Source organism: Mesorhizobium sp. WSM4814, assembly GCF_055811595.1.
In genome coordinates this window covers 43,990-70,556 of sequence record NZ_JBVVQT010000014.1, presented here as the reverse complement: position 1 = coordinate 70,556, position 26,567 = coordinate 43,990, and the positions used below count along the sequence as shown (strand labels likewise).

At 63.7% G+C, this 26,567-nt stretch carries 28 protein-coding genes and 1 riboswitch; of the genes, 15 read left to right on the top strand and 13 right to left on the bottom strand.

Translation table 11 applies throughout. The features are described 5' to 3' along the window. Nucleotides 1-30 precede the first annotated feature (30 nt). Nucleotides 31-798 carry a hydroxyacylglutathione hydrolase gene (gene gloB / locus AC0L2V_RS20585; RefSeq protein ID WP_473512126.1) on the bottom strand — a complete coding sequence of 256 codons (768 nt, stop codon included), beginning with the start codon at nucleotides 796-798 and terminating at the stop codon, nucleotides 31-33. Between the two features lie 51 nt (nucleotides 799-849). Next, entirely contained in the window at nucleotides 850-1,098 is a 249-nt protein-coding gene (locus AC0L2V_RS20580) for a hypothetical protein (protein ID WP_473521022.1), read from the bottom strand. 19 nt (nucleotides 1,099-1,117) lie between these two features. Here AC0L2V_RS20580 and AC0L2V_RS20575 point away from each other — a divergent pair, with 19 nt between their 5' ends. The 3 genes from AC0L2V_RS20575 to AC0L2V_RS20565 all read left to right on the top strand — a co-directional run bounded on the left by AC0L2V_RS20575 (nucleotide 1,118) and on the right by AC0L2V_RS20565 (nucleotide 4,791). Then, nucleotides 1,118-1,894 carry a class I SAM-dependent methyltransferase gene (locus tag AC0L2V_RS20575; RefSeq protein WP_091593108.1) on the top strand — a complete coding sequence of 259 codons (777 nt, stop codon included), beginning with the start codon at nucleotides 1,118-1,120 and terminating at the stop codon, nucleotides 1,892-1,894. 105 nt (nucleotides 1,895-1,999) lie between these two features. Beyond that, nucleotides 2,000-3,826, top strand: coding sequence for an ABC transporter ATP-binding protein/permease (locus AC0L2V_RS20570; protein ID WP_473521021.1), 1,827 nt, complete (start codon nucleotides 2,000-2,002; stop codon nucleotides 3,824-3,826). A gap of 194 nt (nucleotides 3,827-4,020) precedes the next feature. Continuing rightward, on the top strand, nucleotides 4,021-4,791 hold the full coding sequence (locus AC0L2V_RS20565; protein ID WP_245277581.1) for a DUF1194 domain-containing protein: 771 nt from the start codon (nucleotides 4,021-4,023) through the stop codon (nucleotides 4,789-4,791). Nucleotides 4,792-4,862: 71 nt separating this feature from the next. On the opposite strand, the gene metW is transcribed toward AC0L2V_RS20565, so the two are convergent. Continuing rightward, nucleotides 4,863-5,477, bottom strand: coding sequence for a methionine biosynthesis protein MetW (gene metW, locus AC0L2V_RS20560; protein WP_023797197.1), 615 nt, complete (start codon nucleotides 5,475-5,477; stop codon nucleotides 4,863-4,865). After that, a complete protein-coding gene (gene metX / locus AC0L2V_RS20555; protein ID WP_473521020.1) occupies nucleotides 5,474-6,643 on the bottom strand; it encodes a homoserine O-acetyltransferase MetX in 1,170 nt (389 codons plus the stop codon). Before metX ends, metW begins: the two co-directional genes overlap by 4 nt. A 120-nt stretch (nucleotides 6,644-6,763) precedes the next feature. Beyond that, nucleotides 6,764-6,841: riboswitch (SAM riboswitch) on the bottom strand. A 172-nt stretch (nucleotides 6,842-7,013) separates the two neighbouring features. Here metX and hisC point away from each other — a divergent pair. Together hisC and AC0L2V_RS20545 are read left to right on the top strand one after the other, a co-directional pair. Further along, on the top strand, nucleotides 7,014-8,123 hold the full coding sequence (gene hisC / locus AC0L2V_RS20550) for a histidinol-phosphate transaminase (RefSeq protein WP_473521019.1): 1,110 nt from the start codon (nucleotides 7,014-7,016) through the stop codon (nucleotides 8,121-8,123). Nucleotides 8,124-8,129: 6 nt separating this feature from the next. Then, complete coding sequence (locus AC0L2V_RS20545) at nucleotides 8,130-9,065, top strand: prephenate/arogenate dehydrogenase family protein (protein WP_419694883.1); 936 nt, start codon at nucleotides 8,130-8,132, stop codon at nucleotides 9,063-9,065. A 91-nt stretch (nucleotides 9,066-9,156) separates the two neighbouring features. Here the strand turns inward: AC0L2V_RS20545 and AC0L2V_RS20540 are convergent, their stop codons facing one another. Beyond that, on the bottom strand, nucleotides 9,157-10,080 hold the full coding sequence (locus tag AC0L2V_RS20540) for a sugar kinase (protein WP_473521018.1): 924 nt from the start codon (nucleotides 10,078-10,080) through the stop codon (nucleotides 9,157-9,159). A gap of 53 nt (nucleotides 10,081-10,133) precedes the next feature. After that, entirely contained in the window at nucleotides 10,134-11,132 is a 999-nt protein-coding gene (locus AC0L2V_RS20535; RefSeq protein ID WP_473521017.1) for a DUF2125 domain-containing protein, read from the bottom strand. Between the two features lie 117 nt (nucleotides 11,133-11,249). On the opposite strand from AC0L2V_RS20535, the gene AC0L2V_RS20530 reads away from it, so the two are divergent. From AC0L2V_RS20530 to AC0L2V_RS20520, 3 genes are all read left to right on the top strand, one after another. After that, complete coding sequence (locus AC0L2V_RS20530) at nucleotides 11,250-11,828, top strand: gamma-glutamylcyclotransferase (protein WP_473521016.1); 579 nt, start codon at nucleotides 11,250-11,252, stop codon at nucleotides 11,826-11,828. A gap of 115 nt (nucleotides 11,829-11,943) precedes the next feature. Continuing rightward, nucleotides 11,944-12,891, top strand: coding sequence for an aldo/keto reductase (locus AC0L2V_RS20525; protein ID WP_473521015.1), 948 nt, complete (start codon nucleotides 11,944-11,946; stop codon nucleotides 12,889-12,891). Nucleotides 12,892-13,037: 146 nt separating this feature from the next. After that, nucleotides 13,038-13,655, top strand: a complete 618-nt coding sequence (locus tag AC0L2V_RS20520) for a LysE family translocator (protein ID WP_473521014.1) — start codon at nucleotides 13,038-13,040, stop codon at nucleotides 13,653-13,655. Nucleotides 13,656-13,682: 27 nt separating this feature from the next. Here AC0L2V_RS20520 and AC0L2V_RS20515 read toward each other — a convergent pair whose 3' ends face one another. Both AC0L2V_RS20515 and AC0L2V_RS20510 read right to left on the bottom strand, forming a co-directional pair. Then, entirely contained in the window at nucleotides 13,683-14,477 is a 795-nt protein-coding gene (locus AC0L2V_RS20515) for a lysophospholipid acyltransferase family protein (protein WP_473521013.1), read from the bottom strand. A gap of 111 nt (nucleotides 14,478-14,588) precedes the next feature. Beyond that, nucleotides 14,589-15,500, bottom strand: a complete 912-nt coding sequence (locus AC0L2V_RS20510) for a LysR family transcriptional regulator (RefSeq protein ID WP_473521012.1) — start codon at nucleotides 15,498-15,500, stop codon at nucleotides 14,589-14,591. Nucleotides 15,501-15,606: 106 nt separating this feature from the next. Here AC0L2V_RS20510 and AC0L2V_RS20505 point away from each other — a divergent pair, with 106 nt between their 5' ends. The 3 genes from AC0L2V_RS20505 to AC0L2V_RS20495 are packed head-to-tail and all read left to right on the top strand — an operon-like array spanning nucleotide 15,607 to nucleotide 17,294. Next, on the top strand, nucleotides 15,607-16,158 hold the full coding sequence (locus AC0L2V_RS20505) for a carboxymuconolactone decarboxylase family protein (protein WP_023797207.1): 552 nt from the start codon (nucleotides 15,607-15,609) through the stop codon (nucleotides 16,156-16,158). 20 nt (nucleotides 16,159-16,178) lie between these two features. Beyond that, complete coding sequence (locus AC0L2V_RS20500) at nucleotides 16,179-16,649, top strand: nuclear transport factor 2 family protein (RefSeq protein WP_023797208.1); 471 nt, start codon at nucleotides 16,179-16,181, stop codon at nucleotides 16,647-16,649. 12 nt (nucleotides 16,650-16,661) lie between these two features. After that, nucleotides 16,662-17,294 carry a pyridoxamine 5'-phosphate oxidase family protein gene (locus AC0L2V_RS20495; RefSeq protein WP_091593088.1) on the top strand — a complete coding sequence of 211 codons (633 nt, stop codon included), beginning with the start codon at nucleotides 16,662-16,664 and terminating at the stop codon, nucleotides 17,292-17,294. Between the two features lie 24 nt (nucleotides 17,295-17,318). Here the strand turns inward: AC0L2V_RS20495 and AC0L2V_RS20490 are convergent, their stop codons facing one another. The 3 genes from AC0L2V_RS20490 to ftsE form a co-directional block, all read right to left on the bottom strand. Further along, nucleotides 17,319-18,038: a YdcF family protein gene (locus tag AC0L2V_RS20490; RefSeq protein ID WP_473521011.1), complete on the bottom strand. Its 720-nt coding sequence runs from the start codon at nucleotides 18,036-18,038 to the stop codon at nucleotides 17,319-17,321. Between the two features lie 81 nt (nucleotides 18,039-18,119). Beyond that, nucleotides 18,120-19,106 (bottom strand): cell division protein FtsX, encoded by a 987-nt coding sequence (locus tag AC0L2V_RS20485; RefSeq protein WP_128168726.1) that lies wholly within the window; start codon nucleotides 19,104-19,106, stop codon nucleotides 18,120-18,122. Beyond that, nucleotides 19,099-19,758, bottom strand: coding sequence for a cell division ATP-binding protein FtsE (ftsE, locus tag AC0L2V_RS20480; RefSeq protein ID WP_023797212.1), 660 nt, complete (start codon nucleotides 19,756-19,758; stop codon nucleotides 19,099-19,101). Before ftsE ends, AC0L2V_RS20485 begins: the two co-directional genes overlap by 8 nt. 194 nt (nucleotides 19,759-19,952) lie before the next feature. Between ftsE and AC0L2V_RS20475 the strand changes: the two genes are divergently transcribed. The 3 genes from AC0L2V_RS20475 (at nucleotide 19,953) to AC0L2V_RS20465 (ending at nucleotide 21,603) form a co-directional block, all read left to right on the top strand. Continuing rightward, a complete protein-coding gene (locus tag AC0L2V_RS20475) occupies nucleotides 19,953-20,600 on the top strand; it encodes a hypothetical protein (RefSeq protein WP_473521010.1) in 648 nt (215 codons plus the stop codon). Nucleotides 20,601-20,627: 27 nt separating this feature from the next. Next, on the top strand, nucleotides 20,628-21,170 hold the full coding sequence (gene hpt, locus AC0L2V_RS20470) for a hypoxanthine phosphoribosyltransferase (protein ID WP_023797214.1): 543 nt from the start codon (nucleotides 20,628-20,630) through the stop codon (nucleotides 21,168-21,170). A gap of 61 nt (nucleotides 21,171-21,231) precedes the next feature. After that, nucleotides 21,232-21,603 (top strand): response regulator, encoded by a 372-nt coding sequence (locus AC0L2V_RS20465; RefSeq protein ID WP_027153386.1) that lies wholly within the window; start codon nucleotides 21,232-21,234, stop codon nucleotides 21,601-21,603. Between the two features lie 12 nt (nucleotides 21,604-21,615). Here the strand turns inward: AC0L2V_RS20465 and AC0L2V_RS20460 are convergent, their stop codons facing one another. Next, nucleotides 21,616-22,566, bottom strand: a complete 951-nt coding sequence (locus tag AC0L2V_RS20460) for a DMT family transporter (RefSeq protein ID WP_473512144.1) — start codon at nucleotides 22,564-22,566, stop codon at nucleotides 21,616-21,618. A 311-nt stretch (nucleotides 22,567-22,877) separates the two neighbouring features. On the opposite strand from AC0L2V_RS20460, the gene AC0L2V_RS20455 reads away from it, so the two are divergent. Then, complete coding sequence (locus AC0L2V_RS20455; RefSeq protein ID WP_027153384.1) at nucleotides 22,878-23,735, top strand: LysR family transcriptional regulator; 858 nt, start codon at nucleotides 22,878-22,880, stop codon at nucleotides 23,733-23,735. Between the two features lie 12 nt (nucleotides 23,736-23,747). Here the strand turns inward: AC0L2V_RS20455 and AC0L2V_RS20450 are convergent, their stop codons facing one another. Beyond that, entirely contained in the window at nucleotides 23,748-26,396 is a 2,649-nt protein-coding gene (locus AC0L2V_RS20450) for a TIGR02302 family protein (protein ID WP_473521009.1), read from the bottom strand. Between the last annotated feature and the right edge of the window lie 171 nt (nucleotides 26,397-26,567).

Genomic DNA, 26,567 nt, shown 5'->3' with positions numbered 1-26,567 from the left:
CCTTCATGGATGCCAGACCATCAACGGTGCTCAGAAATTATCCTTGCGCTTGCGTATCTCGGCGAACACTTCGGCGTCGGAGGCGTTCTCCATGCCGAGATGCTTGCGGATTGCCGGATCGTGCCAGCGCAGGAACGGATTGGTCGACAGTTCCTCACCGATCGTGGTCGGCAGCGTCGGCTTGCCGTCGGCGCGCAGCGCTTCGATTTTCGCGGCGCGCTCCTTCAATGCCGAATTGGTCGGGTCGACGGTCAGCGCGAAGCGGGCGTTGGAAAGCGTGTATTCATGGCCGCAATAGACGACCGTCTCGGCCGGAAGCGCCGCGAGCTTCTTCAACGAATCGTACATCACCGGCGGCTTGCATTCGAACAGCCGGCCGCAGCCGAGCGCGAACAGCGTGTCGGCGGTGAACGCCACTTTCGACGCCGGCAGATGATAGGAGACATGGCCCGCCGTGTGGCCGGGCGTGGCGATCACGTCGATCCTCTCCTCGCCGAGGTGGATGACCGAACCCTGCTCGACGGTTTCGTCGATGCCGGGAATCTTGGCCTGTTCCGCCTCCGGTCCGACGATGCGCAGCTTGTACCGTTGCTTCAACGCCAGATTGGCCTCGACATGGTCGACATGGTGGTGGGTGGTCAGGATCATCGTCGGCGTCCAGCCGGTGCGCTCGATCGCAGCCAGGATCGGCGCCTCCTCGGGCGCGTCGATGATCGCGGTCTGGCTGCTTTTCGGGTCATGCACCAGCACACCGAAATTGTCGCTGCGGCACATGAATTGTTCGATTTCAACCGGCATCGCATCTCTCCACTGGAGCGGTTCATCGTTTCACGGAAGCGCCGAACCGCTCTATCTCTTTGTTTTGCGCAATTCCGGACGGAAAACCGTTTCACACTTTTCCTGGAATTGCTCTAGAGCGCCGCGCGTCCAGTTGGACGCACAAAGGACGCTTCTGACACTTTTTACCTGCTGCATCGTGTCTTCCGAAATCGAAACCGATTTCTGGCCGATGCAGCAGTCGCCGCAGACATAGGGCGCTTGCCCGCGGATGTCATCGTCTTTGTAGAACTTGGCGCCTTTGTTGAACTTGGACAGCATCGAAGATAGCGTGCCGCGCATGCATTCCGATATCGTCGACCTTCGCTCCTTTTATTCGACCACGCTCGGGCGATTGGCCGAACGCTCGATCACCATGGCGTTGTCCTCGATATGGGCTGTCGTGCCCAATGAGCGGCTGGTCGGCCTCGGCTACACCTTGCCGTGGCTGGAGCGGTTCGGCACCGATGCCGAACGTGTCTTTGCCTTCATGCCGGCGACGCAAGGCGCGGTGGTCTGGCCGGCCACCGGGCCGACCGCGACCGCGCTGGTCTTCGATGAGGAATTGCCGCTGGTCGATGCCTCCATCGACCGCATGCTGCTCGTCCATTCACTCGAACATGCCGAGAACCCGCGCGAGACGCTGAACGAAATCTGGCGGGTGCTGTCGCCCGCAGGCCGCGTCGTCATCGTCGTGCCCAACCGGCGCGGTGTCTGGGCCCGTTTCGAGCATACGCCGTTCGGCAGCGGCCGGCCTTTCTCGCGCGGCCAGCTCACCGAATTGCTGCGCGAAGCGAATTTCACGCCCGCGGCCTGGTCCGACGCCCTGTTCTTCCCGCCATCGCGGCGACGCTTCATGATGCGGTTCCACAATGTGCTGGAGCGCGCCGGCCGCAGGTTCTGGCCGATCTTTTCCGGCGTCATCGTCGTCGAGGCGCAGAAGCGGCTCTATCAGGGTGTGCCGGTCGTCCAGCGCGCCTCTCGCCGCGTCTTCGTGCCGGTTTTCTCGCCGCATGGCGCCACAAGGCTCGGCCGGATATCGCCGAGCGGGAAGGCGCCGTCGCCGGGCCGCCGATGACGTTTTCGTGATCGGAATCACGCTTTTTCCCACCTATCTGTCGTGGGCGGGTTTGCTACCCGATTGAGTTTTCAGCACCGCTTGCGAATTCAAGGATCTTCATCAATGGCTGATCATCCGGATTTCGAGGTCGGCGCCAAGCCGATTGCCGCGTCGGTCGAGGCCAGCAGCCTGCGCGACCAGCTGGCGACAATCAGGCTGGCGCTGGCGAAGTCGCCGATCCGCAAACAACTGCTCTGGGCCTGCCTCGGCATCGTCGCCGTCATTGTGGCAACCTCGATCGGGCAGGTTCTGCTCAATCGCTGGAACGAGCCCTTTTACGACGCGCTGGCTCGGCGCGATATGCAGGGTTTCCTGCACCAGCTTCTGGTGTTTTCCGCCATCGCGGGCGGGCTTGTGGTGCTCAATGTCGGCCAGACCTGGCTCGACCAGACGATCCGGCTGAAGCTGCGTGAGGCGTTGACCGTCGATCTGATTGGTGAATGGATGCGGCCGGCGCGGGCTTTCCGGCTCGCCAACGCCGGCGCCATCGGCGTCAACCCCGACCAGCGCCTGCAGCAGGATGCCGGGCATCTCTCCGATCTTTCGACAGGTCTCGGCATAGGGCTATTGCAGTCGTTCATTCTGCTTGTTTCGTTCGTCGGCGTCCTTTGGTCGCTGTCTTCCGGCTTCGTCTTCCATGTCGGCGGCTATTCGCTGGCGATTCCGGGCTACATGGTGTGGGCCGCGATCCTCTATGCCGGCACCGCCTCCTGGCTGAGCTGGCTGGTCGGACGGCCGCTCATCCGCTTCAACAGCGACCGCTATACGCGCGAGGCGGAGCTGCGCTCCTCGGTGGTCCGCGTCAACGAGAATGTCGATGCCATCGCGCTTGCGCACGGCGAGGCCGACGCGCGACGGCGGCTTGAGCTCGACCTCGGCACGGTGCTGGGCGCGATGCGGCGCATCTACAGCGCCCAGATCAATCTTTCCTGGGTGACCGACACGTATGGCTGGATCACTGTCGTCGCGCCGATCCTCGTCGCCGCGCCGGTCTATTTCGCCGGTGACATCAGCTTCGGCGGGCTGATGATGGCTGTCGGCGCCTTCAACCAGGTGCATTCCTCGTTGCGCTGGTTCATCAACAATATCGGCGGCATCGCCGATTGGCGCGCCACGCTGATGCGCGTCGCCGATTTCCGCATCGCGCTTGCTGAAACGGATGTGCTCCACCACAGCGAGAGGCGCATCGAGTTCGGCAAAAATCCGGACGGCAGGCTGACATTCGACAAGCTCGAAATTGCGTCGCGGGATGGATGCACCAAGCTCGCCGAGCCCCATGTCGAGATCCGCGCCGGCGAGCGCGTCATGATCACCGGAGATCCGCGCGCCGGCAAGACGCTGTTCTTCCGCGCCATTGCCGGTCTGTGGCCGTGGGGAAGCGGGCGGATCGGCATGCCGGCCGGAGAGGTGCCGGCCTTCGTTCCCCGAAAACCCTATTTCCCGCCCGGCACGCTGCGCGAGGTGCTCGACCACGCCGATGCCGCGGTCAGCGACGCCGAGATCTCGGCGGTGCTTGCCGAGGTCGGTCTCGGGCGGCTGTCATCCTCGCTCGACCGGTCGGCGCGCTGGGAGCGCGAATTGAGCGATGACGAGCAGCGCCTGCTTGCCTTTGCCCGGCTGGTCTTGCGGCAGCCGAAATGGGTGATCATCGATGAGGCTTTGGACACGTTCGACGGCGCGACGCTGCGACGGGTGCTGTCGATGCTGGAGGCGCGTCTTGCCGACGCCGCGATCCTCAATATCGGCCGTGGCCAGCAGAATATTGAATTCTTCCCGCGCTCATTGGCGATCGTGAAAGATTTCGAGCGACCGGCTCTCAAGCCAGTCCGCGTCAGGGCCGGCGCGATCGAGCCACCCCCGGCCGTCGCCAAAGCCCACCAACAGGCATAGCCGGCCGTAAGCTTTATTTTGCCGTGATCGCGGCGAAAGATTGCCGGCATCGTTCGGAAGCCTGCGGCGTTGGATTCATGCGACACGCTTTGAGTCTTTGCTTCGATGCTTGTCGTTACCCCAAAACCGCTGCGCGCTTTTGGGGTACCTGCGTCAGCCTGCTTGCCTGCCTTGCCCGTGCCCAGGCAGCACCTTTGGCCGCGCCTGCCGACACCATTGCCGTGGACGTCGAACTGGTGCTGGCGGTCGACATCTCGCACTCGATGGACGAAAAGGAATTCGCCCTGCAGCGCGCCGGCTACGTCAAGGCGCTGCGCCACCCCGACTTCATCAATGCGGTGCGTTCGGGCGTGAACGGCCGCATTGCGCTGGCCTATTTCGAATGGGCAGGCACCGTCCGCGACGACGCCGTCATTGCCTGGCAGGTCATCGACGATGCCGAGAGCGCCGAGGTATTCGCCGGCAAGATCGAGGCGCGCCCGTTCAGGAGTTTTCGCGGCACCTCGATTTCCAGTGCGCTCGCCTTCGGCGCCAAGCTTTTGGATGGAGCCGCCTTCGACGCGACGCGCAGCGTCATCGACATCTCAGGCGATGGCCCCAACAATATCGGGATGCCCGTCGCCACGACACGCGACGCCGCGATAGCAAAGGGCATCGTCATCAATGGCCTGCCGATCCTGATCAGCCCGTCGCCCAGCTTCAGCCATCTCGACCAATACTATGCGGAGTGCGTCACAGGCGGGCCAGGCTCCTTCGTGCTGCCGGTCTATGCCGCTTCGGAATTCGTGACCGCCATACGCCGTAAGCTGGTCCTCGAGGTCAGCGGTGTTACCGATCCTAATGCCGGTCCCGGGGCCGATCCCGGGTCCGTCCCGGTCGACGCGGCAGCACCGGTCGACTGTTTGCAAGGCGAGCGCGGTCGGCGGTTTTTCTCCGATCCGTATTTTCCGGAACTTGATCGTTAGACCTCGACGAATGGCGATCAGTCCCAGATGTCTCCGGACTCGGGCCGGCTGGCCGAAGCGACGGGTCGCCGTTATCGCTTCAGCAGGAACACCGCCTGCTGGCCAAAGAAATTCCAGAACCACCATGGCATCGACAGGCCGATTTTCTGGCCATTGGCGTCGAGCGCGGTTGCCTTTTCCACCGTTGCGCCGAGCTCTTCGCAGAGATTGACGAAGTCGCGGATGGTGCAGAAATGGATGTTGGGCGTGTCGTACCAGGAATAGGGCAGGTCCTTGGTCACCGGCATCCGCCCTTCGACGAACAGCGAAAGGCGTACCCGCCAGTGGCCGAAATTGGGGAAGGAGACGATGGCGTGCTTGCCGATCCTGAGCAACTCGTCGAGCACCAGCTTCGGGTTGCGGGTCGCCTGCAAGGTCTGCGACAGGACGACGAAATCAAAACCCTTGTCGGGATAGAATTTGAGGTCCTTGTCGGCGTCGCCCTGGATGACGGACAGGCCGCGTGCCACGCATTCGTTGACGCCGCGCTGCGACAGTTCCATCCCACGGCCGTCGACCTGCTTCGTTGCCTGCAGCAATTCGAGCAGCAGGCCATCACCGGAGCCGACGTCCAGCACCCGCGACTGCGGCGGGATGAGATCGGCGACGACTTCGAGGTCGACGCGCTGGGCGTGGTTGACACTCATGCGCTGAGCCCCCTGGCGCGGGCCGCCGAGGCGATGAAGCCGTTGATGGCGGCGAATAGCTCCGGTTCGTCGAGCAGGAAGGCGTCGTGGCCGCGATCGGTCTCGATCTCGACGAAGGACACCGAGGCGCCGGCGGCGTTCAGCGCATGAACGACCGAGCGGCTCTCCTCAGTCGGGAACAGCCAGTCGCTGGTGAAAGAGACCAGGCAAAAACGGGTCTTGGTGCCGGCAAAGGCGTCGGCGAGCCGGCCGCCATGGTCGGCGGCGAGGTCGAAATAGTCCATCGCCCGGGTCATGTAGAGATAGGAGTTGGCGTCGAAGCGGTCGACGAATGTCATGCCCTGATGGCGCAGATAGCTCTCGATCTGGAAGTCGGCGTCGAAACCGAAGGTGAGCGCTTCACGGTCCTGCAGGTTGCGGCCAAATTTCCGGTGCAGCGCCGCCTCCGACAGATAGGTGATGTGAGCGGCCATCCGCGCCACGGCCAGTCCTTTTTCCGGGCGCTTGCCCTGCTCGAAATATTTGCCGCCATGCCAGTCGGGATCGGCCATCACCGCTTGCCGGCCGACCTCATGGAAGGCGATGTTCTGCGAGGAATGGCGCGCGCCGGTGGCGATCGGCAGCGCCGAGAAAACGCGCTCCGGATAGCTCGACGCCCATTGTAGCACCTGCATGCCGCCCATCGAGCCGCCGAGCACCGAGAACAGTTTTTCGATGCCGAAATGGTCGACCAGCATCAACTGCGCCCGCACCATGTCGCGGATGGTGATGATCGGCAGGTCGAGCCCGTAGGGCTTGCCGGTGGCGGGATTGGTCGAGGCGGGGCCGGTCGAGCCGAGGCAGCCGCCGATGACGTTCGAGCAGATGACGAAGAAGCGGCTGGTGTCGATGATCTTGCCGGGGCCGATCAGCACTTCCCACCAGCCCGGCTTGCCGGTCACTGGATTGGTGCTGGCGACATGCTGGTCGCCGGTCAGTGCATGGCAGACGAGGATGGCGTTGGAGCGGGCGTCGTTGAGCGTGCCGTAAGTCTTGTAGGCGATCTGGAACGATGACAGCAGCGTGCCGGCATCGAGCTTGAGCGGCTTGTCGGCACCGAAACGCAACACCGGGCTCGACGGCTCGTCGGCCTCGTTGTTGGTTCTTTTCGTGCGCAGCGCGACCATCGCATCCTCTTACATTAACCCATCGTGTTTTCCGAAAGTCGATTGCGATTTTCGGCTCGATGCGACTGTCCGGCCGGCTGCGGACAACAAAAAAACCGGCATTGCCTTCGCAAAGCCGGTTACAGGATGCAAACGGCCCTTTAGCGAGTTGTTTAACGTGGCTGCAAGCCGACCGGCCAAATCACCACGGGATTTCGCCTTTCTTTAGGACCGGCGCGCCTCGGCGTCAACGGCCAGTCACGCACCGATCATTGCCGCCTCTCGACATTCCAGGCCACGGCTTGTATTTCCGCGGCGGCTTCCAGTGTGGCGGATCCGAAATTCGCATCGCGTTGGAGCAACGGAAGCGTTCTCGACGGATTTTTGCAATATGAACCAGGCATCGGATCAGGCACGTCCAACGCCCCGCCCGGGGATCATGGAGATCGAAGCCTATGTGCCGGGCAAAAGCACGGCGCCGGCCGGCATTGCCAAGGTCCATAAATTGTCGTCGAACGAGAACCCGCTCGGCCCCTCGCCGAAGGCGATAGAAGCCGCGCGCGACGTTGCGGCCAAGCTCGACATATATCCCGACGGCACCGCCAGGCGCCTGCGGGAGGCGATCGCCGAGGTGCATGGCCTCAACCCGGCGAACATCGTCTGTTCCAACGGTTCCGACGAGATTCTGGGCCTGCTTGCGCAGACCTATCTCGCACCCGGCGATGAAGCTGTGATCACCGAACACGGCTTCATGGTCTACAAGATCTACATCCAGTCGGCAGGTGCTGTCCCGGTGTCGGTCAAGGAAACCAATGAGCGTGCCGACGTCGATGCGATCCTTGCCACCGTAACGCCGCGTACGCGGATCATCTTCCTTGCCAATCCCAACAACCCGACCGGCACCTATTTGCCGTTCCAGGAGGTGCGCCGCCTGCATGCCGGCCTGCCTCGAAACGTGCTTCTGGTGCTGGATGCAGCCTATGCCGAATATGTCCGCCGCAACGACTATGAAGCCGGCGTCGAACTGGTGGCTGGCGCGGAAAACGTGGTCATGACCCGCACCTTCTCCAAGCTCGGCCTCGGCGGCGCGCGGATCGGCTGGATGTACGCGCCGATGCATGTCATCGATGCGATCAACCGGGTGCGGGGTCCCTTCAACGTCAACGCGACGGCGATCGAGGCCGGCATTGCCGCGATCCGCGACCGTGCCCATGTCGAGCGAAGCGTGGCGCATAACGAGACCTGGCTGACCTGGGTGAGCGAGGAGTTGACCAGGCTCGGACTGCGGGTGACGCCGAGCGTCGGCAATTTCGTCCTCATCCACTTTCCCGAAGACAAAAAACATTCGGCGGCAGCTGCGGACGATTACCTCTGTGCGCGCGGCTACATATTGCGGCGCGTTTCCGGCTACGGCTTCCCGAATGCGCTGCGCATGAGCATCGGCACCGAAGAGGCCAATCGCGGCGTTGTCGCCGCCCTCGCGACATTTCTGAAAAGCTAGAACACCATGACATCACCGATGTTCGAAAAGATCGCGCTGGTCGGCATCGGCCTGATCGGCTCGTCGCTGGCCCGAGTAATCCATCGCGAAGGCCTTGCCGGTCATGTCGCCATCTCGACGCGCAGCGAAACGACGCTGGCGCGGGCGAAACAACTCGGCCTCGGCTCCTTCTACACGTCGGATGCGAAAGAGGCGGTCGGCGATGCCGACCTGGTCATCGTTTCGGTGCCGGTCGGTTCTTCGGGCGAGGTCGCCGAGGAAATCGCACCGGCGCTGAAGCAGGGCGCAATCCTCACCGATGTCGGCTCGACCAAGGCGTCGGTCATCGCGCAGATGCAGCCGCATGTGCCTGCCGGCGTGCATTTCATTCCCGGCCATCCACTGGCCGGCACTGAAAAATCGGGCCCGGACGCCGGCTTTGCCGAATTGTTCGAAAACCGCTGGTGCATCTTCACGCCGCTACCCGGCACCGATCCCGAGGCGCTGGAAAGGCTCTCGGAATTCTGGCGCCGCTGCGGCTCCAACATCGACACGATGGATCCCCAGCATCACGACATGACATTGGCCATCGTCTCGCACCTGCCGCACATCATCGCCTATAACATCGTCGGCACCGCCGACGATCTGGAGTCGGTGACCAAGTCCGAGGTCATAAAATATTCGGCCTCCGGCTTTCGCGACTTCACGCGCCTTGCCGCGTCCGACCCGACGATGTGGCGGGACGTCTGCCTGCACAACAAGGATGCCATCCTCGAAATGCTGGCGCGGTTCTCGGAGGATCTGGCCTCGCTGCAGCGGGCGATCCGCTGGGGCGACGGCGAAAAGCTGTTCGACCTGTTCACCCGCACCCGCGCCGTGCGCCGCTCGATCATCGAGGCTGGCCAGGACATCGACGTGCCGGACTTTGGCCGGCAGGCAGTCGAGCATCCGGCCAAGGGATAGAGCATCGGACCCGTACCGGTTTTAGGTGAAATCCGATGCTCAAGCAAAAGATAGAGCGGCGGTACCATCCGATTTGAAGGCCGCCTCGCGCTCAATCCGGCCAGTGAGCCGCCATCATCGCCAGTGTCTCGGCCCTGTCCGGCGCGCCCAGCCTGCCGCCGAAGCGCAGGCATTTGAGCGCGGCGGCGGCGCTGGCAAAGCGCAATGTCCGTTCGATCGGCATGGCCTCGGCCAGCCCGACGGCAAAGGCGCCGTGAAACACGTCGCCGGCGGCAAGCGTATCCACTGCCTTGATCCTTGGCGCCGCGACGTGGCGCACCGACGCCAACGAGCGGTCGAACCACCAGCTTCCCGCTGCGCCGCCGGTCACCGCCACGAATGCATCGGTGCGTCTGGCCAGCGCTTCACAGGCCGCCGGCGGGCCTTGCTCCTCACCGCAGAGGATGAACGCCGCCGGCTCCGACGCGACGATGTGCGAGGCGAGCGGAAACAGCCGTTCCAGCACGGCCCGTGGCGCGGTGTCGGCGTCGAGTATGGCTGGACGGCCGATTGCGCGCGCCGCCGTCAGGGCCAGAGCTGCCGCGCCCGGCCAGCGCACGTCGACCAGGACGGCGTCGAATGCGGTGAGATCCTGAATGGGGAGCGCTTCGGGGTCGGCCTGCGCGAGCTTGTCATAGAACGGAACGATAATGCGCTCGCCATTGGTGTCGACCAGGATGGCCGACAGTGCCGACCGCGCGCCGGCGACGCGCCGGACAAAGCTGCATTCGACGCCTTCGGCCTCAATGCCGGCGACCAGCTGATCGCCGACGAGGTCGTCTCCCGCGCTCGCCCACAGCGATACCTCCGTGCCGAGGCGGCGTGCGGCGCAGGCCGCGCTCGAAGCCATGCCCGAGGCGATCTGGACGCCGTCGGACGCGATGAACTTGCCCTGACGCGCCGGAAGCGTGTCGACGCGAAGGATCGTATCGAGCGTCAGCGCGCCAACACACAGGAGCTTCACCGGGCGGTTCATCCATCTTCCTGTTTGACCATGGTCTTTCCGAACTGGAGGTTCGCAATCGTCGCCTAATAGACCGGCTTGATCCTGCCCAGCGGTATAAAACCGAGCGAGGCCTTGCCCTTGACGATCTTGAGCGGCATCGACGGTTCGTTGCCAAGCAGCGCCAGCCCGGCAAAGCCGGTTTTGATCTGGCTCTTCTGCTCGGGAATGGCCTTGCCGAGGATTTCCGCCACCGCCTTCGGATCGCTGAGCTTGATCATCAAATCGGCGTCGATCAGCCCGTCGGCATCGACCGAAACCGGTCCGGAAACGGTGACGCGCGCGCTCCCCGACGACAGATCGAGCTTGCCGATATCCACCGCCTGGCCGCGCAGGCTCTCTGTTTGTGTCTTGATCAGCGCGACGCCGTTCTTCAGCGTCACGTCGCCGCCGCCGTCGAGCGGCGGCAGAACGCGGCCATCGATTGCGCCCGGATCGATTTCGAGATCGGTAAAACTCCCGGTATAGTCGATGTCCTGGCCGTTCGGACGCAATTCTCCGGCCGCTGTCCCAGCGCTGAACAGATCGACCGGGTCTGTGCCATCGGCCGGATCGGTCTGGGCTGACAGAGCCTCTGCCTCCAGTGAAACGCGCCGGGGCAGGGGCCAGGACAGTTTGACGTTCGCTCGCAAATTATCCCAGTCGATCCACAGCGGCGCCATCCCCGGCACGGAGGTCCTGAGCGGCCCCCGCAGGTCGGCGCCAGGGGACAGGATCTGGGTAATGTGCGTGACTGCTTTGAGGCTGCCGAGCGAGGCGGCGACGTTCCTGCTGTCGTCCTGATAAGCCAAACTGTCGCAGGAAACGGCGAAGCTTGAGGGGTAGCCGCTGACCGTGAGATTGGCGCAGTCCGCCTCGATGCCACTGCCGTTGAGTTCGGCCACCGCTATGTCGGCTTCGCTCTTGACCTTGTCTGCCAGGTAGAACCAGCCGGCACTGTAGAGGCCGAACAGCACGACGATGAAAACGCCGAGCCAGAACAGCCGGCGGAGAAAATTCGGCGGGCGTTCGTCATTTGACGTCATGCTGCGGCTCTCGTTGGCGCGTGTTGCAGAGGTGTCGTTTCCGGCAAGATCGGGTAGACGGAGACGGATTGAAAAAAACACCGATTCCAGTGCGGTGCTGCAACCAGGCTTGGCGATATGGGCGATTTTTGGGTTTTTGGCTACGGCTCGCTGATCTGGCGGCCGGGATTTGCGCATGTCGAGACGCGGCGGGCCCGCCTCCATGGCTACCGCCGCTCGCTGTGCGTCTACTCCTTCGTGCATCGCGGCACGCGCGAACGGCCCGGCCTGGTGCTCGGCCTCGACCGTGGCGGCTCCTGCATCGGGCTGGCTTTCCGCGTCCCCGGCGATCTGCGCAACGAGGTCATCACCTATCTGCGCGAGCGCGAGTTGGTCACCAATGTCTATCGCGAGCGCATGCTTAGCATTCGCCTCGACAAGGGGGACACGCGTGGGGCCGACAAAGGTGGGGGCGAGAATGGCGGCGAGACGGGCGGAGGCGAGACGGTCGAGGCTGTCGCCTATGTCGTCGACCGTAGCCACGAGCAATATGCCGGTGCGCTCGATGCGGCCGATGCGGCGAGCGTCGTTCGCGGCGCCGTCGGCCAGTCGGGAAAGAATGAGGACTACGTGTCCAGCACGCTGGAGCACCTCGAGGCGCTGGGGATCCGCGACCATTGGCTGGAAGAGGTGGCGAAACGGATCGCGCCTTTGTGAAGCGCTGGTCGGTGGAAAAGTCGGCCGGCCCTTTGACGTTGGTGCGGCCCGCCATAGGTTAAGCCGGTCACGGGGCTTTTCGCCCGCTTCTTTCCATTCCCCACGGAGATCAGTCTTGCAGAAACGTCGTCTCGGTCAAACCGACCTGTCCATCGCGCCGCTGGTTCTGGGTGGCAACGTCTTCGGCTGGACCGCCGACGAGAAAACCTCTTTCGACCTGCTCGACCGGTTCGTCGGCGCCGGCCTCAACGCCATCGACACCGCCGATGCCTATTCGCGCTGGGTTCCCGGCAACAAGGGCGGTGAATCCGAAACGATCATCGGCAAATGGATGAAAAGCCGCGGCAATCGCGACAAGGTTGTGGTGATCACCAAGGTCGGGTCGGACATGGGGCAGGGCAGGAAAGACCTCTCCGCGGCCTATATCGAAAAGGCCATCGATGCGTCGCTGAAGCGGCTGCAGGCCGATGTCGTCGATCTCTATCTGTCGCACTGGCCGGACCCGGCCACCCCTTACGAGGAAACGCTTGGCGCCTATCAGAAGCTGCTCGACAAGGGCAAGATCCGCCACGTCGGCGCGTCCAATCTCGATGCTGGCCAGTTGCGCGCCGCGCTGGACGTGGCAAGCCTGCGGGGCCTGCCGCGCTATGCGGTGCTGCAGCCGGAGTATAATCTCTACGATCGCGCCTCTTTCGATGGGCCGCTGCGCGATCTGTGCATGGCCGAGGAGATCGGCGTCATCACCTATTTCAGCCTCGCCAAGGGGTTTTTGAGCGGCAAGTACCGCAGCCAGGCCGATCTCGGCAAAAGCGCGCGTGGCGACGACGTGAAGAACTATCTCAACGCGCGCGGCATGCGCATCCTGGCGGCACTCGACGCCGTATCGGGACGTCACGCGGCCAAGCCGGCGGAAGTGGCGCTCGCCTGGGTGATTGCGCGGCCCGGCGTCACCGCGCCGATCGCCAGCGCCACGACATTGGATCAGGTAGACAGCCTCGTCCGCGCCGCATCATTGGAGTTCGGTCCGGACGATATCGTCGAGCTCGACAGCGCGAGTGCTTAGACGCCGGCGCGAAGCGATGGCTTGATCAAACAGCAGCCAAGAACCGGGCGCGGCCTGCGCCGGGACGCTCCCTGCACGATCGTTCAAGACGCCTGCTGTGCCCTGCCATACCATTGCCGGCATCGCGCCTGGATACTGGTATACAGATGTCCGAACAGGTCTTTTCCCATCCGGAACTATGGCAGAAATTGCTCGCGCTTGTGCTGGCATCGGCGGTCGTGATGGGCAGTCCGGGGCCGGCGACGATAAGCGTCACCGCCGTTGGCGCCGCCTTCGGCCCGCGCGATTCGCTCCGCTACGCCTCGGGCATCATTCTTGGTACGGTCGCCGTGCTTTTGGTCGTGGCGACGGGCATTACGGCCACGCTCGCCTCTGTGCCGACGCTCACACCCCTCCTAGCGGTGGCATCCGCAGCCTACATCCTCTACCTCGCCTTCAAGATAGCAACGGCCCCGCCTCTGGCAGCGCGTACCGGCGGCGCGGCGCGTCCCACATTCCTCGGCGGGTTTCTTCTGGCCGTTGCCAACCCAAAAGCCTATGTGGCGATTGCCGCCGTATTTGCCGGCACGTCGTCCGCTGGTGAGCTCGATGCAGGTCTCAAGCTGGCGGTCCTCGCTTCGATGATCATCGCCATCCATGTCCTGTGGCTTCTCGCTGGGGCAGCGTTTGCGCGCTTCCTGCGCAATCCGCTGGCGTCGCGGATCATCAATCTGATGTTCGCGGCAACACTGGTTTTGACCACGGCGCTGGCTGTGATTCCCTAGGGGATACTGCCGACCAAGCAAGATGGTTCAGGTCGGGATATCGGAGCCAAGTTCCCTCAGCCGCTTTACCGCCGTTGGCGGCATTGGCGGCGGGTTTGGCGCCTGGGACGCCTCGATGAGCAGCTGGTCGCAGGCGGCTTCCGTCTCGCCGATCAGCCGTTCCATGAATTCATCCTTGCCCAACCCCGCCGGGATCGGCGGCAGGAAGCGCGCCTTGATCGTGCCGGGATAGCGCAGGAATTTCCGCCGCGGCCAGTAGAGACCGGCGACATGGGCGACCGGCACCACCGGAATGCCAAGCTGGGTATAGAGCTCGACGATGCCGTATTTATAGGCCGGCTCGTCACCCGGCGCCCGGCGCGTGCCCTCGGGATAGATGATCAGCTGGCGGGGATTGCGCGCCAGCTCCTGCCTGGTCGCGGCGACCACCGCTTTCAGCGCCTTCGAGCGGCTGCCGCGGTCGACCGGGATCATCCGCATTTTCAGGATGTACCAGCCAAAGAACGGGATCCAGGTCAGTTCCCGCTTGAGGATGTAGATCGGATCCTGCAGGAACGGGAAGAAGGCGATCGCATCCCAGAAGGACTGGTGCTTCGGCGCCAGGATGAAGGAACCCTCGGGCAGGTTTTCCTGGCCGGTGATCTCGCTTTTGGTGCCGGCGATCTTGTCATAGAGCCACATGCTGGTGTGTGACCAGAATTTCGGCACGAACCAGGCGCGGTGGCGTGGCGACAGGAAATAGTATGGGGTCCAGAGGATCATCTGGACGATCAGATTGACGTAGAAGACGAAGTTGAACGCCAGCGAGCGGACATAAAGCATGCAGGAAGAGCCCGGTGAGGAGGTGTGCGTTGGTTACACCAAGCGCGGGCAAAAAGGAAACCGTGCGATGGCCGGAGATCGATCCGCCTTGATGAAGCCGCGGCCCGTTCGTCAGGCCTGCCACGTCTCTTGCACCAGCCGTTTCTTCAGGCGTGGGGCGGCGAAATCGAGAAACGCACGCAGTTTCACCGGCAGCAGGCCATTGCCGGCATGCACCAGGCTGACCGGCCATGGCTGCGGCTCGAATGCCTCCAGCACGGTGCGGAGGGTGCCCGACCGCACTGCAGCTGCGATCTGGTAGGAAAGCACCCTTGTTAACCCGATGCCGGCAATCACGGCATCGATCGCCGCTTCCGCGGTGTTGACCCGAAGTCGTGAGCGGATCGGAACGGTGAGGTCGGTCTTGCCCGTGGCAAAAGTCCATGCGGCGGGAGCGGTGAGCCCCTCGAAGGTGACGCAGTTGTGTGCCGCGAGGTCTTTCGGCGCCTCCGGCGTGCCGTGCTCGGCCAGATAGGCCGGGCTCGCGCAAACAACGCGCCGGATCGAGCCGATGCGGGTGGCCACAAGGCTGGAGTCGGGAAGCTGGCCGATGCGGACGGCGAGATCGATGTGCTCCTCGGTCAACTGGGTTATCCGGTCCGCAAGCATCAGCCGAATAGTCACGTCGGGGTAGGCAGCGAGGAAGCCGGTGACGACCGGCAGCACATGCAGGCGGCCAAAGACGATCGGTGCGGTGATGATCAGTTCGCCTGTCGGGGCGCTGTATTCGCCGGCGGCAGTCCGCTCGGCCTCGCCGACCTCGTCGAGAATGCGACGGCAGGCAGCAAGGTAGGCGTGACCTGTGTCGGTCAGCGTCAGCTGCCGCGTCGAGCGATTCAGAAGACGCGTCTTCAGATGCCGCTCCAGGTCGGAGACCTTGCGGCTGACCGTTGCAAGCGGGATGCCGAAACGGCGTCCGGCGGCCGAAAGGCTGCCGGCCTCCGCCGCGGCGACAAAAAGCGACATGGCCTCGAGGCGATCCATATTTCTCCCGGAAAATGGAAGGATAGGTTGCAAATATGGCATCTACATCCGAGCGATGGAAGGGGCCATGTTTTGGCGGCGAGCTGATCAACGAGAAGGAATGCCGATGCCCCGTATCCCTACACCAGCGTCCATAGAGGCCGCGCCTGCTGCGTCGCAGCCGATGTTACATGCCGTCGAGAAACAACTCGGCGTCGTGCCTAACCTCTTCAGGCTTGTTTCCAATAGCCCGGCTGCGCTTGAAGGCTATCTCAGCCTGTCTGGAGCGCTTGCCAAAGGCCGACTGCCCGCGCCGACGCGCGAGCGCATTGCTCTGGCGGTTGCCGAGGTCAATGGCTGCAACTACTGCCTTTCCGCTCACACCTATCTCGGCAAGAATCTCGCCAAGCTTGATGATGCCGAAATGGTCGCCAATCGCGCGGGCAGTTCCAACGATCCCAAGGCCGCCGCAGCCGTGCGTTTCGCCACCAAGATTGCGCGCGACCGCGGCCATATCGGTGACGAGGATCTCAGCGCCGTCAGGCTCGCAGGCTACGACGATGCGCAGATCATCGAGATCGTCCAGCATGTCGCTCTCAATGTCTGGACCAACTATGTCAATGAGGTCGCCAGGACGGAAATCGACTTTCCGGTCGTTTCTGCCCGCAGGGCAGCCTGAGTCAGTCGCAAGGAGTTCCCATGTCTGAAAGCCGCCCGCCGCTCCCGCCATTCACCGCCGAGACCGCCGCACAGAAGGCACGCATGGCTGAGGATGCCTGGAACTCCCGTGATCCGGCACGGGTCGCGCTTGCCTACACAATCGACAGCCGCTGGCGCAACCGGGCCGAGTTCCTGCAAGGGCGCGAGGCTATCCAGACATTCCTCACACGCAAATGGGGTCGCGAACGCGACTACCGGCTCATCAAGGAGGTCTGGGCCTTCCGCGACAACCGTATCGCCGTGCGTTTCGCTTATGAATGGCACGACCACAGCGGCTCGTGGTTTCGCAGCTACGGCAATGAGAACTGGGAGTTCGATGAGCTTGGATTGATGCGCCTGCGCATCGCCAGCATCAACGACCTGCCGATCCTCGAGGCCGACCGCAAATATCATTGGCCGCTTGGCCGCCGGCCGGACGGTCATCCCTCTCTATCGGAACTCGGCCTTTGAAGGAGGCTTTCCATGAATGCTCACCTCTTCACCAGCGATGTCGCCTTTACGCCAACCGTCAAGGCGATCCAGGCCCGCAAAGGCTCACGCGAGGCCTATGCCCGCGTCGAGGAGCGCGGCAGCTGGCAAGCTGATATCACGCCCGATCTCGCCGCCTTCATCGAGGCGCAGACCAGCGTCTTCCTGTCGACGGCCAATGGTGAGGGCCAGCCCTACATCCAGCATCGCGGCGGGCCGGCCGGCTTCCTCAAGGTGCTCGACGAGCGGACGATCGGCTTCGCCGATTTTTCCGGCAACAAGCAATTCATCACCCAAGGCAATCTGGACGACAACCCGCGGGCTTTCCTGTTCCTGATCGACTATGCGCATCGGCAGCGCATCAAGATCTGGGGCAGCGCACGGGTCGTCGAACAGGACGCCGAACTGATGGCGAAGCTGATGCCGGAAGGCTACAAGGCGCGCCCGGAGCAGATCATCCTGTTCACGGTTTCGGCCTGGGATTCCAATTGTCCGCAGCACATTCCACAGCGTTTCGAAGCGGCCGATGTGGCGGCGGCGCTGGCCGAGCGGGACAAGCGTATCGAACGTCTCGAACACGAGATCGCGCGGCTGCGCAGCGTCTCAAGCGCCACGCTCAAGGAATGATAGCGCTGCCGGTTCCAGATCGGCTCAGTTCGGCGCAACAGCCTCGGCCAGCGCGATGCCGGTTGGCGTTGGCTTGACCGGCACGATGCCGCGCGCCAGCGCCAGTAGATATTTGTTGTATTCGGTGAACAGCACGCGCAAGGCTCTCGGCTTGGTCAGCCAGCCGCCATTGCCAAGATTGCTGTTGACCACAGGATAGGGCTCGAGCCTGGCCTTGTGCAGCAGCCGGCCCATTTCCAGCAGGCTGCGCGGCATGTGATAGTTGTTGGTGACGAGGATCACGGTGCCATAGGCGTGGTCTTCCACCCACTTGGCGCTTTCCTCGGCATTGCCGATCGTGTCGAGCGCGGCACGGTCGATGTCGACGCAGCAGGAAAACAATTCCTTGTCGCCGCGGGTCGCGACCTGAAGCTGGCGGCGGCTGGCGGAAGGATGCACGCCACTGATCAGCAGCCGCTCGCCCTTGCCGGACGCCAGCAGGCCCATGGCCGCGTCGAGACGCGAATGGCCGCCGGTCAGCACGATGATGGCATCGGCCCTTGCCGGATTGGCGGGCGTCGCGAGACGGCTGACGGTGCTGGCGAACCAGCCAAAGCCGCCGGCAAACAACGTTGCCAGCACGAGCAGAAAGAAAGCGGAGATGCGCAGCGCGCTCCCCAATCGACCGGGCTTGACGCGCTCGCTTGAACGCGTGATCACCAAGGGCAACTGTCCAGCCATTCCGGTCGAGTCGCGCGCGTCCATCGTCCTTATCGTTAACTCCGAAATACGGCGTTTAGTAGGTCGGAAAGCACAAATTTCGTTACGCTAATTCTCTATTCGTGATCACCCTGCGTCCGGCTGGCGGACATCGATGTCGCTGAGATAGGTGACGACGGTGACATGGGAGGTTGCCGCCGTCAGCGCACCGATGACCAGCACCATGAGAACAACGCCGAGATAGCCCGCCGAACCAATGGCGAAATTGCCGAACAGGGCGGTCGCCTGATCGGCCTGCGGCGTCGCCATGTTTCGCGACGACCACCACGAGAAGACGATGAAGACGAACACCGCCGCCGCACCCCCGGCGGCGGCGCCCTTCATGCCGGTGACGAGAAAGTGGTGGCGGAATTCGCGCGCGATAAAGCGCGCTTCGGCGCCGACGAAATGCAGCACCTCGATGATGTGGCCGTTGCCGGCCATGGCGCCGCGCGTCGCGAACACCACGGTCAGCACGGTTGCCGCCAGCATCAGCGCCAACACGGCGATGCCGATGGTCACCGTGGTGCGGGCCATGGCGACCAGCCGGTCGACCCAGGTGCGATGGTCGTCAAGCGAGGCACTGGGCAGTTTCGGCGTGATCGCGGCGCGCATTGCGGCGAAATCGGGCGGGTTGGTCTCGTCTATGGTGACGATGATCAGACGCGGCACCGGCAGTTCGTCGATGTTGAGACCCGAACCCAGCCAGGGCTCCAAAAGCCGCGCCGTGGCATCGCGGTCGACGATCCTGGCGCTCTTCACGCCAGGGAATTCGCCGGCGATCTGCGAGGCCTGGGCAAGTGCTGCCTCGATGTCGAGACCGTCCATCGGCTTGATCTGGATCGTCGCCTCGCGTGAGATCTGGTTCTCCCAGACCGAGGCGGTGTCGCGCACCAGCGTCACCGCGCCGAAGGTCAGGCAGGAGAGGAACGTCATGATGGCGATCACCAGGACCAGCGCCCGGCCGGCGATGTTCTGGGCGGGCACGATCGGCGCCATCTTGCGCTGAACGCGCTGCGTCCCAGCCCTGTCAGCGTGTTGGTCTTCGACATGGCGAGCGGACAGGTCAGTCATAGATATCCAGCCTTCCGCCGGACAGGATCATGCGGCGTGCGTCGACCTGTTCCATCAGGCCGAGGTCGTGCGTTGCGATCACCACGGCGGTGCCCAGCCGATTGAGTTCGATGAACAGCCGCAACAGGCGTCGCGCCAGCGGCGGATCGACATTGCCGGTCGGCTCATCGGCGAGCAGGATTTCGGGCTGCTCGATCAGTGCCCTGGCGATTGCGGCGCGCTGCTTCTCGCCACCCGACAGCACCGGCGGCAGCACATGCATGCGCTCGCCAAGGCCGACCCATTTCAAGAGCTCGGTCACATCGGTGCGGTAGCTGGCCTCCTCGCGCCCGCGCACGCGCAGCGGCAAGGCCACATTCTCATAGGTCGTCATGTGGTCGAGCAGGCGAAAGTCCTGGAACACCACGCCGATGCGCCGCCGCAGATGCGGCAGCTCGGCGCGCGAGATGCGCGAGCGGTCTTTGCCGAAGATGGTGATCAGCCCACGCGTCGGCTTGAGCGACATGAACAAAAGCCGCAGCAGCGTCGTCTTGCCGGCGCCCGAAGGGCCGCTCAGGAACTGGAAGGAGCGCTCCGGTATGTGCAAGGAAATGTCGCGGAGGATTTCCGGACCCATGCCATAGCGGAGGCCGACATTTTCGAAGCGGATCACGTTCGACGACCTGAAACTTGCGGCGGCGACGAGGCAGCCTTCTCTGAGAAAAGACCATCGGCCGGCATGGTTAACCGGCGGTTAATTTTGGGGTTTTTTGGGCGCGTCACAAGGGGTTTCCGGGGGAAACGTTAACCATTTCCATTTACGCATAAGAAACGAAGAGCGAACAAGTGCGAAGTGCTGGGGCCGCGATGGCTGACGATCGAACCGCGCGCCCGGTTTCCGGCGAAATCATGACCGATACGGCCGCAAATCCTGCGCCGGCACGCATCATGCGTGATCCGCCTGGTGACATCGTCGACGCCGACTACGAGGTGCTGCCGCGTTTGACCGTCAGCACGGGCGTTTCACCGCCGCTTTTGCGCGTGATCACCACGCCATCGATCAAAGGCATGGACATGCTGCGCAAGCCGGTAGCGGCGATGGAACGGCTGCGGGCGTCGCGCGGCGGGCCGATCTTCTGGATCGCCGGCCTCAGTGCCGCGTTTGCAGCCTTCTGGATCTCGGGCGGGCACGCACTGGTGCGCCAGACGCCGCTTCTTCTGGCGGCGCGACAAGCGGGCGCTGCCCTGACCATTTCAGGCGTTACGTCGCGTATCGATGCGTCCGGGCCGCAACCTGTCCTGTTCGTCGGTGGCGAGGCCGCGAATGACGGCGCCAGCCCGTCGCCATTGCCACCGCTGGAAGTCCGGGTCACCGGCAATGACAGGCGCACAACCCGTTACAGGCTGGCGACATTTAACCGTTCGCTGGCGCCCGGCGAAAGATTTGGCTTTTCCAGCCGGCTCGACGTGCCTAGAAACGGGGTCAAGACCGTCTCGGTCAGCTTCGCCAATTAGCGGCGATCATTTCTGGAAGGGCAGCCAATGCCAATCGTGCGCGGCAAGGATATCGAGGTCCTGTTTTCGGCGTCGGCGATCGCCCGCCGCAATCTGGAGCTCGCCAAGGAGATCGCCGGGCACGATTATCACGACCTTCTGGTGATTTCGGTGCTGAAGGGATCGTTCATCTTCGCCGCCGACCTTATCCGCGCAATGCACGATGTCGGCCTGTCGCCCGAGGTCGAGTTCATCTTCATCTCCAGCTACGGCGCCGGCACCACCAGCGGCGAGGTGAGGGTGCTGCGCGACATCGACAATGAGGTCGCCGGCCGAGACGTGCTGTTGATCGACGACATCCTCGAATCCGGCAAGACGCTGTCCTTCACCCGCGACCTGATGCTGTCGCGCGGCGCCAAAAGCTGCGCCATCGCCGTGCTGCTCGACAAGCGCATGCGCCGCCAGACCACGCTCAACGCCGACTATGTCGGCTTCGACTGCCCCGACTATTTCGTCGTCGGCTATGGCATGGATGTGGCCCACGCCTTTCGCGAACTGCCGTTTGTCGGCGTCGTCAAGGGCGACGCCTAGATTTATCTTCGATGCGGTTGCGGTTCAGGAAAAGTCAACTTTTCCACGCCAACATTCGGCTATGGCAAAGCTCCTGATCGTTGAGGACGATGAGTCCGTCCGCACCCTCGCTGCTCGCGCGCTCGAACGCGCCGGGCATATGATCGACATCGCCGCCGACGGCGCGCAAGGGCTTGCCCTGATCCGCGCTGCACGTGGCGGCTACGACCTTGTCGTCTCGGATATCCGGATGCCGGAGATGGACGGCATCCAAATGGCCAAGGCGGCTGCATCGCTTTTCCCGGCGATGAAGATCTTGCTGATGACCGGCTATGCCGACCAGCGCGAGCGCGCCGAGGAATTGAACGGCGTCATTGTGGACGTCGTGCAGAAGCCGTTCACGCTGGCCGAAATCCGCGCGCGCGTCGAACAGGCGCTCGCCTGTTTCGCTTAAGATTCCGCGCAGTCATGCCGGATCGCAGGTCGCTGCGATTGCCGGCGCGCTGTTCCGGCGCCGGCTGGCGTTGAGCGCGAACAGACCGGCGCCGATGATGAGAGCGGCGCCGATGACGGTGGTCGATCGCGGCACTTCGGCAAAGAACAGGAAGCCCCACAGCGGCGACCAGATGATGCCGGTGTATTCGAAGGTGGCGACGCCGTTGGCCGGCGCCAGCCGGTAGGCCTGCGACAACAAGATCATCCCAGCCGAAGCCACGACGCCGCAGGCGGCCATCGTCAGGAAGTCGATTGACGTCGGCCAGATCCATGGCCTGACCAGGAATTCGAGGCTCGGATGCGTGGCATGAGCTATTCCTGCCAACCAGAACAGCCCGGCGACCGCCGCAGCGCCCAGGAGATAGACGCCGTTTTGATAGAACGCCATGACTGTGGATGATTCGGTGTCGCCGATCTTGCGGGCCATCAACTGCGAAAAACCGTACAGCACCGCCGAGGCCAGCGACAGCAGCGCCGCCCAGTCGAACAGCCCGGCGCCGGGTCGCAGCATCACCAGCACGCCGAGCATGCCGACCATGACGGTGACCAGCGTCTGCCCCGCTACCCGTTCGCCGAGATAGGGGCCGGCAAGCGCCATGATGAACAGCGGTGCCATGAAATAGAGCGCCACCGCGTCGGCAAGCGGCAGGGCGGCGATCGCCAGGTAGTAGAGCGTGTAGGAGGTGAACAGGATCAAGGCGCGCATCGTCAGCATGCGAAACCGCTTCGAAAAGATCGCCCTGAGCCCGACATCGGCATGAACCAGCACGAGAAGAATGGGCAGGGCGACGATCGAGCGGATCGCCATCACCTCGGTCACCGGATAGGTGCCCGATACGGCCTTGATCAGCGGATCCTGGAGCGAGAACACCAGAACGCCGAGGCAAAGGCTTGCCATGCCGAGGACGATCCGGTTCTGCATGTCGTTCGACGGCTCCTTGCGTGCGCGGCCCGAGAGCCGGGCCCGCGCAACTTTGTTTATGCATATCGCCCAAAACCGCTTCGCACCCTCGGGTCAGGGCCAAGGTCAGGCCCGAGGACATGCTTTTGGGCGACCTGCATCAAAAAGAACCCGCCACCATTTCGGGCAGCGGGTACGAGTGAGGACTTTTTTGGTCCGCAGCCGATTTCGCAGCCGCATATCCAATGGGTGAAGCGACTATTATCCGCCGTTTGACATGTTGCAAACGAATTGGAATGATGCCAGCGATCAGATTTTCTTATGGCGGACAAATGAAGCCCACGCTCGACAGCGATCTGCTGCGCACCTTCGTCGCGGTCGCCGACGCCGGCAATTTCACCAAGGCTGCGGTGCAGGCCGGCCGTACCCAGTCGGCGGTTTCGATGCAGATGAAGAAGCTCGAAGATATGGTCGGCGACAGCCTGTTCGAGCGCGGCTCGCGGGGTGTGGCGCTGACGCGCCGCGGCGGCGAGCTCATCGTCAACGCCCGCCGCATCGTGTCGCTGCTGGACGAGACGGCGGCATCGATGGTCGCGGCGCCGCTTGGCGGACCGGTGCGCATCGGCATTCCGGAGGAATATGGCCACGCGATCCTGTCGCGCGCGCTCGGCGCCTTTGCCAAGCGCCATCCTCAGGTCGACATCACCGTCCGTTACGCGCATTCCGGTGCGCAGATCGCGGCGCTCGCCGCCGGCGAGCTCGATCTGGCGGTGGTGTTCGAATGGCAGGACCTCTCCGGCGGTGAAGTGCTGATGCATGATCCGACCGTGTGGGTGACGTCGGAGCTGCACCATATGCATGAGGAGCGGCCGGTGCCGATCGCGCTCTACAATCGCGCCGGCTGGTGCAAGGATTTTGCGATAAAGTCGCTGGAACAGCGTGGTCTCGCCTATCGTGTCGCCTATACAAGCGATACCAATGGCGGCCTGCGGCTTGCCGTCACCTCCGGGCTGGCGATTGCTCCGATCTCGCGCAGCAACATCCCGGCCGGCTGCCGCGAGCTTACCGCCGCCGATGGATTCGGCGACATCGATTCCTCGAATGTGGTGCTGCGGCGCAATCCGAACGCTTCCGGCGAGGCCATCGTCAGCATGGAAGAGGCGATCCGCGAGGCGTTCACCAACCGTTAGAGCAGGCCGGCTTTACTTCAACTCCAGCAGCCGCTCCAGATAGCTGCGCTCGATATCGGGGCTTAGCGCGTTGCCGAGCCGCTTGCGGATCGCGTCGAGGATCTGGCGGGCGCGCTGCACGTCGATCTCGTCCGGCACCTTCACCGAATCGCCGAAATCTGGACCCTCGGTGGCGCGTGGCCGGCCGAGCGGATCGCGGTCGGCGTTCTGCTGGCGGCCGCCGCGCTGGCCGTCGCCCTCGTCGCCCTGCATGGCCTGCAATTGCTTCATCATGTCCTTGGCGCCCTTGCGCAACGCCTCCAGGGCGCGGCCCTGGTGACCGACGGCCTGATCGCCATCGCTGTCGCCAAGCGCCTGTTCGGCATCGCCCATGGATTTGCCGGCTTCGCCAAATCCCTCATTGGGCTCGAGCCCCATACCTTCGAGACCCTTTCTCAACTGGTCGAGCTCGCTTTGCAGTTTGCCCTGGCCTTCCTGCAACTGCTTCAGCGCGTCGGCGAATTCCTCCGGCGTCATCGGCTTCGGCCGGCCGAGCGGATCGCGGTCTTCGCCTGGGCCGGGCTGCTCGCCCTGTTCGCCCATTTGGCCCTGCTCGCCGTTCTCGCCGAGCTGCTCGTCTCGGTTCTGCCCACGCTGTTGCTGGCCGCGCTGCATCTGGTCCATGCGGAAGGTTTCGTTCATCATCTCCTGCTGGCGCCGCATGATCTCGCCGAGCTTGTCCATCTGCTGGCGCATTTCGCTGTTCTGCTGGCCGCCCTGCTGCTGACGTCCGGCCTGCAGGTTGTTCATCATGTCCTGCAGTTGCGAAAGCAATTCCTGCGCGCTGTCGCGATCGCCGGACTTCGCCAGATTCTCGATCTGGTCCATCATCCGTTCGATATCACTCTGGCGCAGCTCCTGGCCGTTCTGCTGCATCTGCGGCGCGTTCGGATTCTGCTGCGCACGCTGGGCGAATTCCTGCAGGAATTGGTTCATCGCCTCGCGCAGTTCCTTCATCGCCTTGTCGATTTCCTCGTCGCTGGCGCCGTTCTTGATCGCGTCCTGCAACGCCTGCTGCGCCTGGCGCAGCCGCCGCTCGGCGTCCGAAAGATTGCCTTCCTCGATGCCGAGCGCGATCTCCCAGAGATAGGCGACTTCGTCGCGCAATTTGTCGTCGTTGTCGGCCATCTTCAGCCGGGTGCGGGCGCTCATGATGGCGAGGTAGTGCGCCATATTGTCGAACGTGTCTTCGGGCCTGAGCGTGATCGCATCCATCAGGTCGAGCACGCGGCTCTTGGCGTTGGCGTCGAGCGCCAGCGCGCGGCGCTGCTCGATCACGGCCCTGGCCAGCGGATTGGAGAATGGCCGCTCCGGCATCACCAGGGTCCTGGTTTCGCTGGTTGCCGTATGGCCGGCATCGTCGGTGGCGACAAGCCTGAGCTTGACGTCGCCGCCGGCCCAGACATGCTCGGTCAGGTCCTTCGTGGTCTTGGCGGCATTCCCCTTGACGCCGCGGCGCGGCAGCGTCAGCGGCATTTCGGGCGGGCCATAGAGCGGATGCGCATTCGGCGCCGGTGGGTCGGCCAATACGAAATCCACCTTGGCGGAGGCCGCGCCATAGTCGTCGTCGATCTGGTAGTTGAGCTCGAAGGAGCCGTTGACGGCACGTTTCGGCTCGCCGACGAAGCGGATTTGTGGCGGCTTGTCCGGGATCACCGCGAAGGCCCAACTGCCGAGTTCGTCGCCGCCCGAGTTCAGTGTCAGTGTGCCGTTGGCGGTTAGCTTGCCGGTGAACTGGCGCACCGTGGAGGGCGTTGCCGTGGAGGGCGTTGCCGCCGCCGGCTTGGCCGCGTCGGCCTGCTGCCCGGCCGGCTCGATGGTGCGGGCGTTGCCGTCGGCGTCGGCATAGCTCAGCGTTTCCTCGCCCGAGCCGCCGGTGACGCGCAGCGACACATCGCTGCCTTCCGGAACGGTGAAGGTGGATGGCGCCTGATTGGCATTGCTGGCGAGGGCCGGGTTGGCGAGGGCTGGGGAAGTGAGGAAGACCGGTGCCCTGCCGGTGTAGGCCGGCGGCGTCACCCAGGCGTCGATGCGCGGCGGCACGGCGTCGCGCGCCGCGTGGGCACTGAACCCGTCCGCGATGCGGCCGCCCGACGGGCCGAACGAGAAGGCGAAAGCCGTGACCAACACAAGCGCCGCCACGGCGCGCAGCCCCCATGGGTCGCGCTCCGGCACCCGGGTGCGTGGCAGGTCGCCACCGAGGTTGCCGAGTTTTTCGGCCATGCGTTTCTGGTGCTCGCGCCACAGCGCTTGCGAAAAAATGCTCTCCCTGCCGCTCGGCCGGTCGGTCTGCACCAGCACCGGGCTGTGCAGCAATAGGTTGGCCGCCTCGATTCGCCGATCGATCTCGGCACTGGACGGCACCCGGAAGAAACGCAGGGGATAGAGCGCGACAAGGGCTGCGATGGCGAACACAGCCACAAGACCGATGCGCGCCATGTCGGGCAGTAAAAGGAAGAGGCCGAGCCACGAGACGCTGAGGAACAGGCTGGCGACGATGACGAGCGGCAGCAGCAACGGCCAGCCACGCTCGACCGTCATCGAGACCCGCGTCGCCAGCCGGCTCACGGCAAGGCGCCCGGCCAGGCTGCGATCGCTGGTGAAGGTGGGTCGTTCCGTCATCGGCCCTTCCTGTTCGGGCGGGATAACCCGAACTCACACATCTATCGCACCGGCCCGAAAATCGGATGCGCCCCGAAAATCGGATGCGAAGGACTCAAAGTCTTAGATGCACGTCGCTCCAAACATACCAAGAAACACGGCGAAGGCGAGGCAGTTCCCTAAAACGTGAAC

Coding starts and splice junctions, on each gene's coding strand:
- AC0L2V_RS20540 (WP_473521018.1), bottom strand. CDS start 10,080: ATGAACCGCCCGGTGAAGCTCCTGTGTGTTGGCGCGCTGACGCTCGAT.
- AC0L2V_RS20570 (WP_473521021.1), top strand. CDS start 2,000: ATGGCTGATCATCCGGATTTCGAGGTCGGCGCCAAGCCGATTGCCGCG.
- AC0L2V_RS20490 (WP_473521011.1), bottom strand. CDS start 18,038: ATGGACGCGCGCGACTCGACCGGAATGGCTGGACAGTTGCCCTTGGTG.
- AC0L2V_RS20515 (WP_473521013.1), bottom strand. CDS start 14,477: ATGCTTTATGTCCGCTCGCTGGCGTTCAACTTCGTCTTCTACGTCAAT.
- AC0L2V_RS20575 (WP_091593108.1), top strand. CDS start 1,118: ATGCATTCCGATATCGTCGACCTTCGCTCCTTTTATTCGACCACGCTC.
- AC0L2V_RS20535 (WP_473521017.1), bottom strand. CDS start 11,132: ATGACGTCAAATGACGAACGCCCGCCGAATTTTCTCCGCCGGCTGTTC.
- AC0L2V_RS20475 (WP_473521010.1), top strand. CDS start 19,953: ATGGCTGACGATCGAACCGCGCGCCCGGTTTCCGGCGAAATCATGACC.
- hpt (WP_023797214.1), top strand. CDS start 20,628: ATGCCAATCGTGCGCGGCAAGGATATCGAGGTCCTGTTTTCGGCGTCG.
- hisC (WP_473521019.1), top strand. CDS start 7,014: ATGAACCAGGCATCGGATCAGGCACGTCCAACGCCCCGCCCGGGGATC.
- AC0L2V_RS20455 (WP_027153384.1), top strand. CDS start 22,878: ATGAAGCCCACGCTCGACAGCGATCTGCTGCGCACCTTCGTCGCGGTC.
- AC0L2V_RS20500 (WP_023797208.1), top strand. CDS start 16,179: ATGTCTGAAAGCCGCCCGCCGCTCCCGCCATTCACCGCCGAGACCGCC.
- AC0L2V_RS20530 (WP_473521016.1), top strand. CDS start 11,250: ATGGGCGATTTTTGGGTTTTTGGCTACGGCTCGCTGATCTGGCGGCCG.
- AC0L2V_RS20485 (WP_128168726.1), bottom strand. CDS start 19,106: ATGACTGACCTGTCCGCTCGCCATGTCGAAGACCAACACGCTGACAGG.
- metX (WP_473521020.1), bottom strand. CDS start 6,643: ATGGTCGCGCTGCGCACGAAAAGAACCAACAACGAGGCCGACGAGCCG.
- AC0L2V_RS20450 (WP_473521009.1), bottom strand. CDS start 26,396: ATGACGGAACGACCCACCTTCACCAGCGATCGCAGCCTGGCCGGGCGC.
- AC0L2V_RS20580 (WP_473521022.1), bottom strand. CDS start 1,098: ATGCTGTCCAAGTTCAACAAAGGCGCCAAGTTCTACAAAGACGATGAC.
- AC0L2V_RS20495 (WP_091593088.1), top strand. CDS start 16,662: ATGAATGCTCACCTCTTCACCAGCGATGTCGCCTTTACGCCAACCGTC.
- AC0L2V_RS20465 (WP_027153386.1), top strand. CDS start 21,232: ATGGCAAAGCTCCTGATCGTTGAGGACGATGAGTCCGTCCGCACCCTC.
- AC0L2V_RS20520 (WP_473521014.1), top strand. CDS start 13,038: ATGTCCGAACAGGTCTTTTCCCATCCGGAACTATGGCAGAAATTGCTC.
- AC0L2V_RS20460 (WP_473512144.1), bottom strand. CDS start 22,566: ATGCAGAACCGGATCGTCCTCGGCATGGCAAGCCTTTGCCTCGGCGTT.
- metW (WP_023797197.1), bottom strand. CDS start 5,477: ATGAGTGTCAACCACGCCCAGCGCGTCGACCTCGAAGTCGTCGCCGAT.
- AC0L2V_RS20545 (WP_419694883.1), top strand. CDS start 8,130: ATGACATCACCGATGTTCGAAAAGATCGCGCTGGTCGGCATCGGCCTG.
- gloB (WP_473512126.1), bottom strand. CDS start 798: ATGCCGGTTGAAATCGAACAATTCATGTGCCGCAGCGACAATTTCGGT.
- AC0L2V_RS20510 (WP_473521012.1), bottom strand. CDS start 15,500: ATGGATCGCCTCGAGGCCATGTCGCTTTTTGTCGCCGCGGCGGAGGCC.
- AC0L2V_RS20505 (WP_023797207.1), top strand. CDS start 15,607: ATGCCCCGTATCCCTACACCAGCGTCCATAGAGGCCGCGCCTGCTGCG.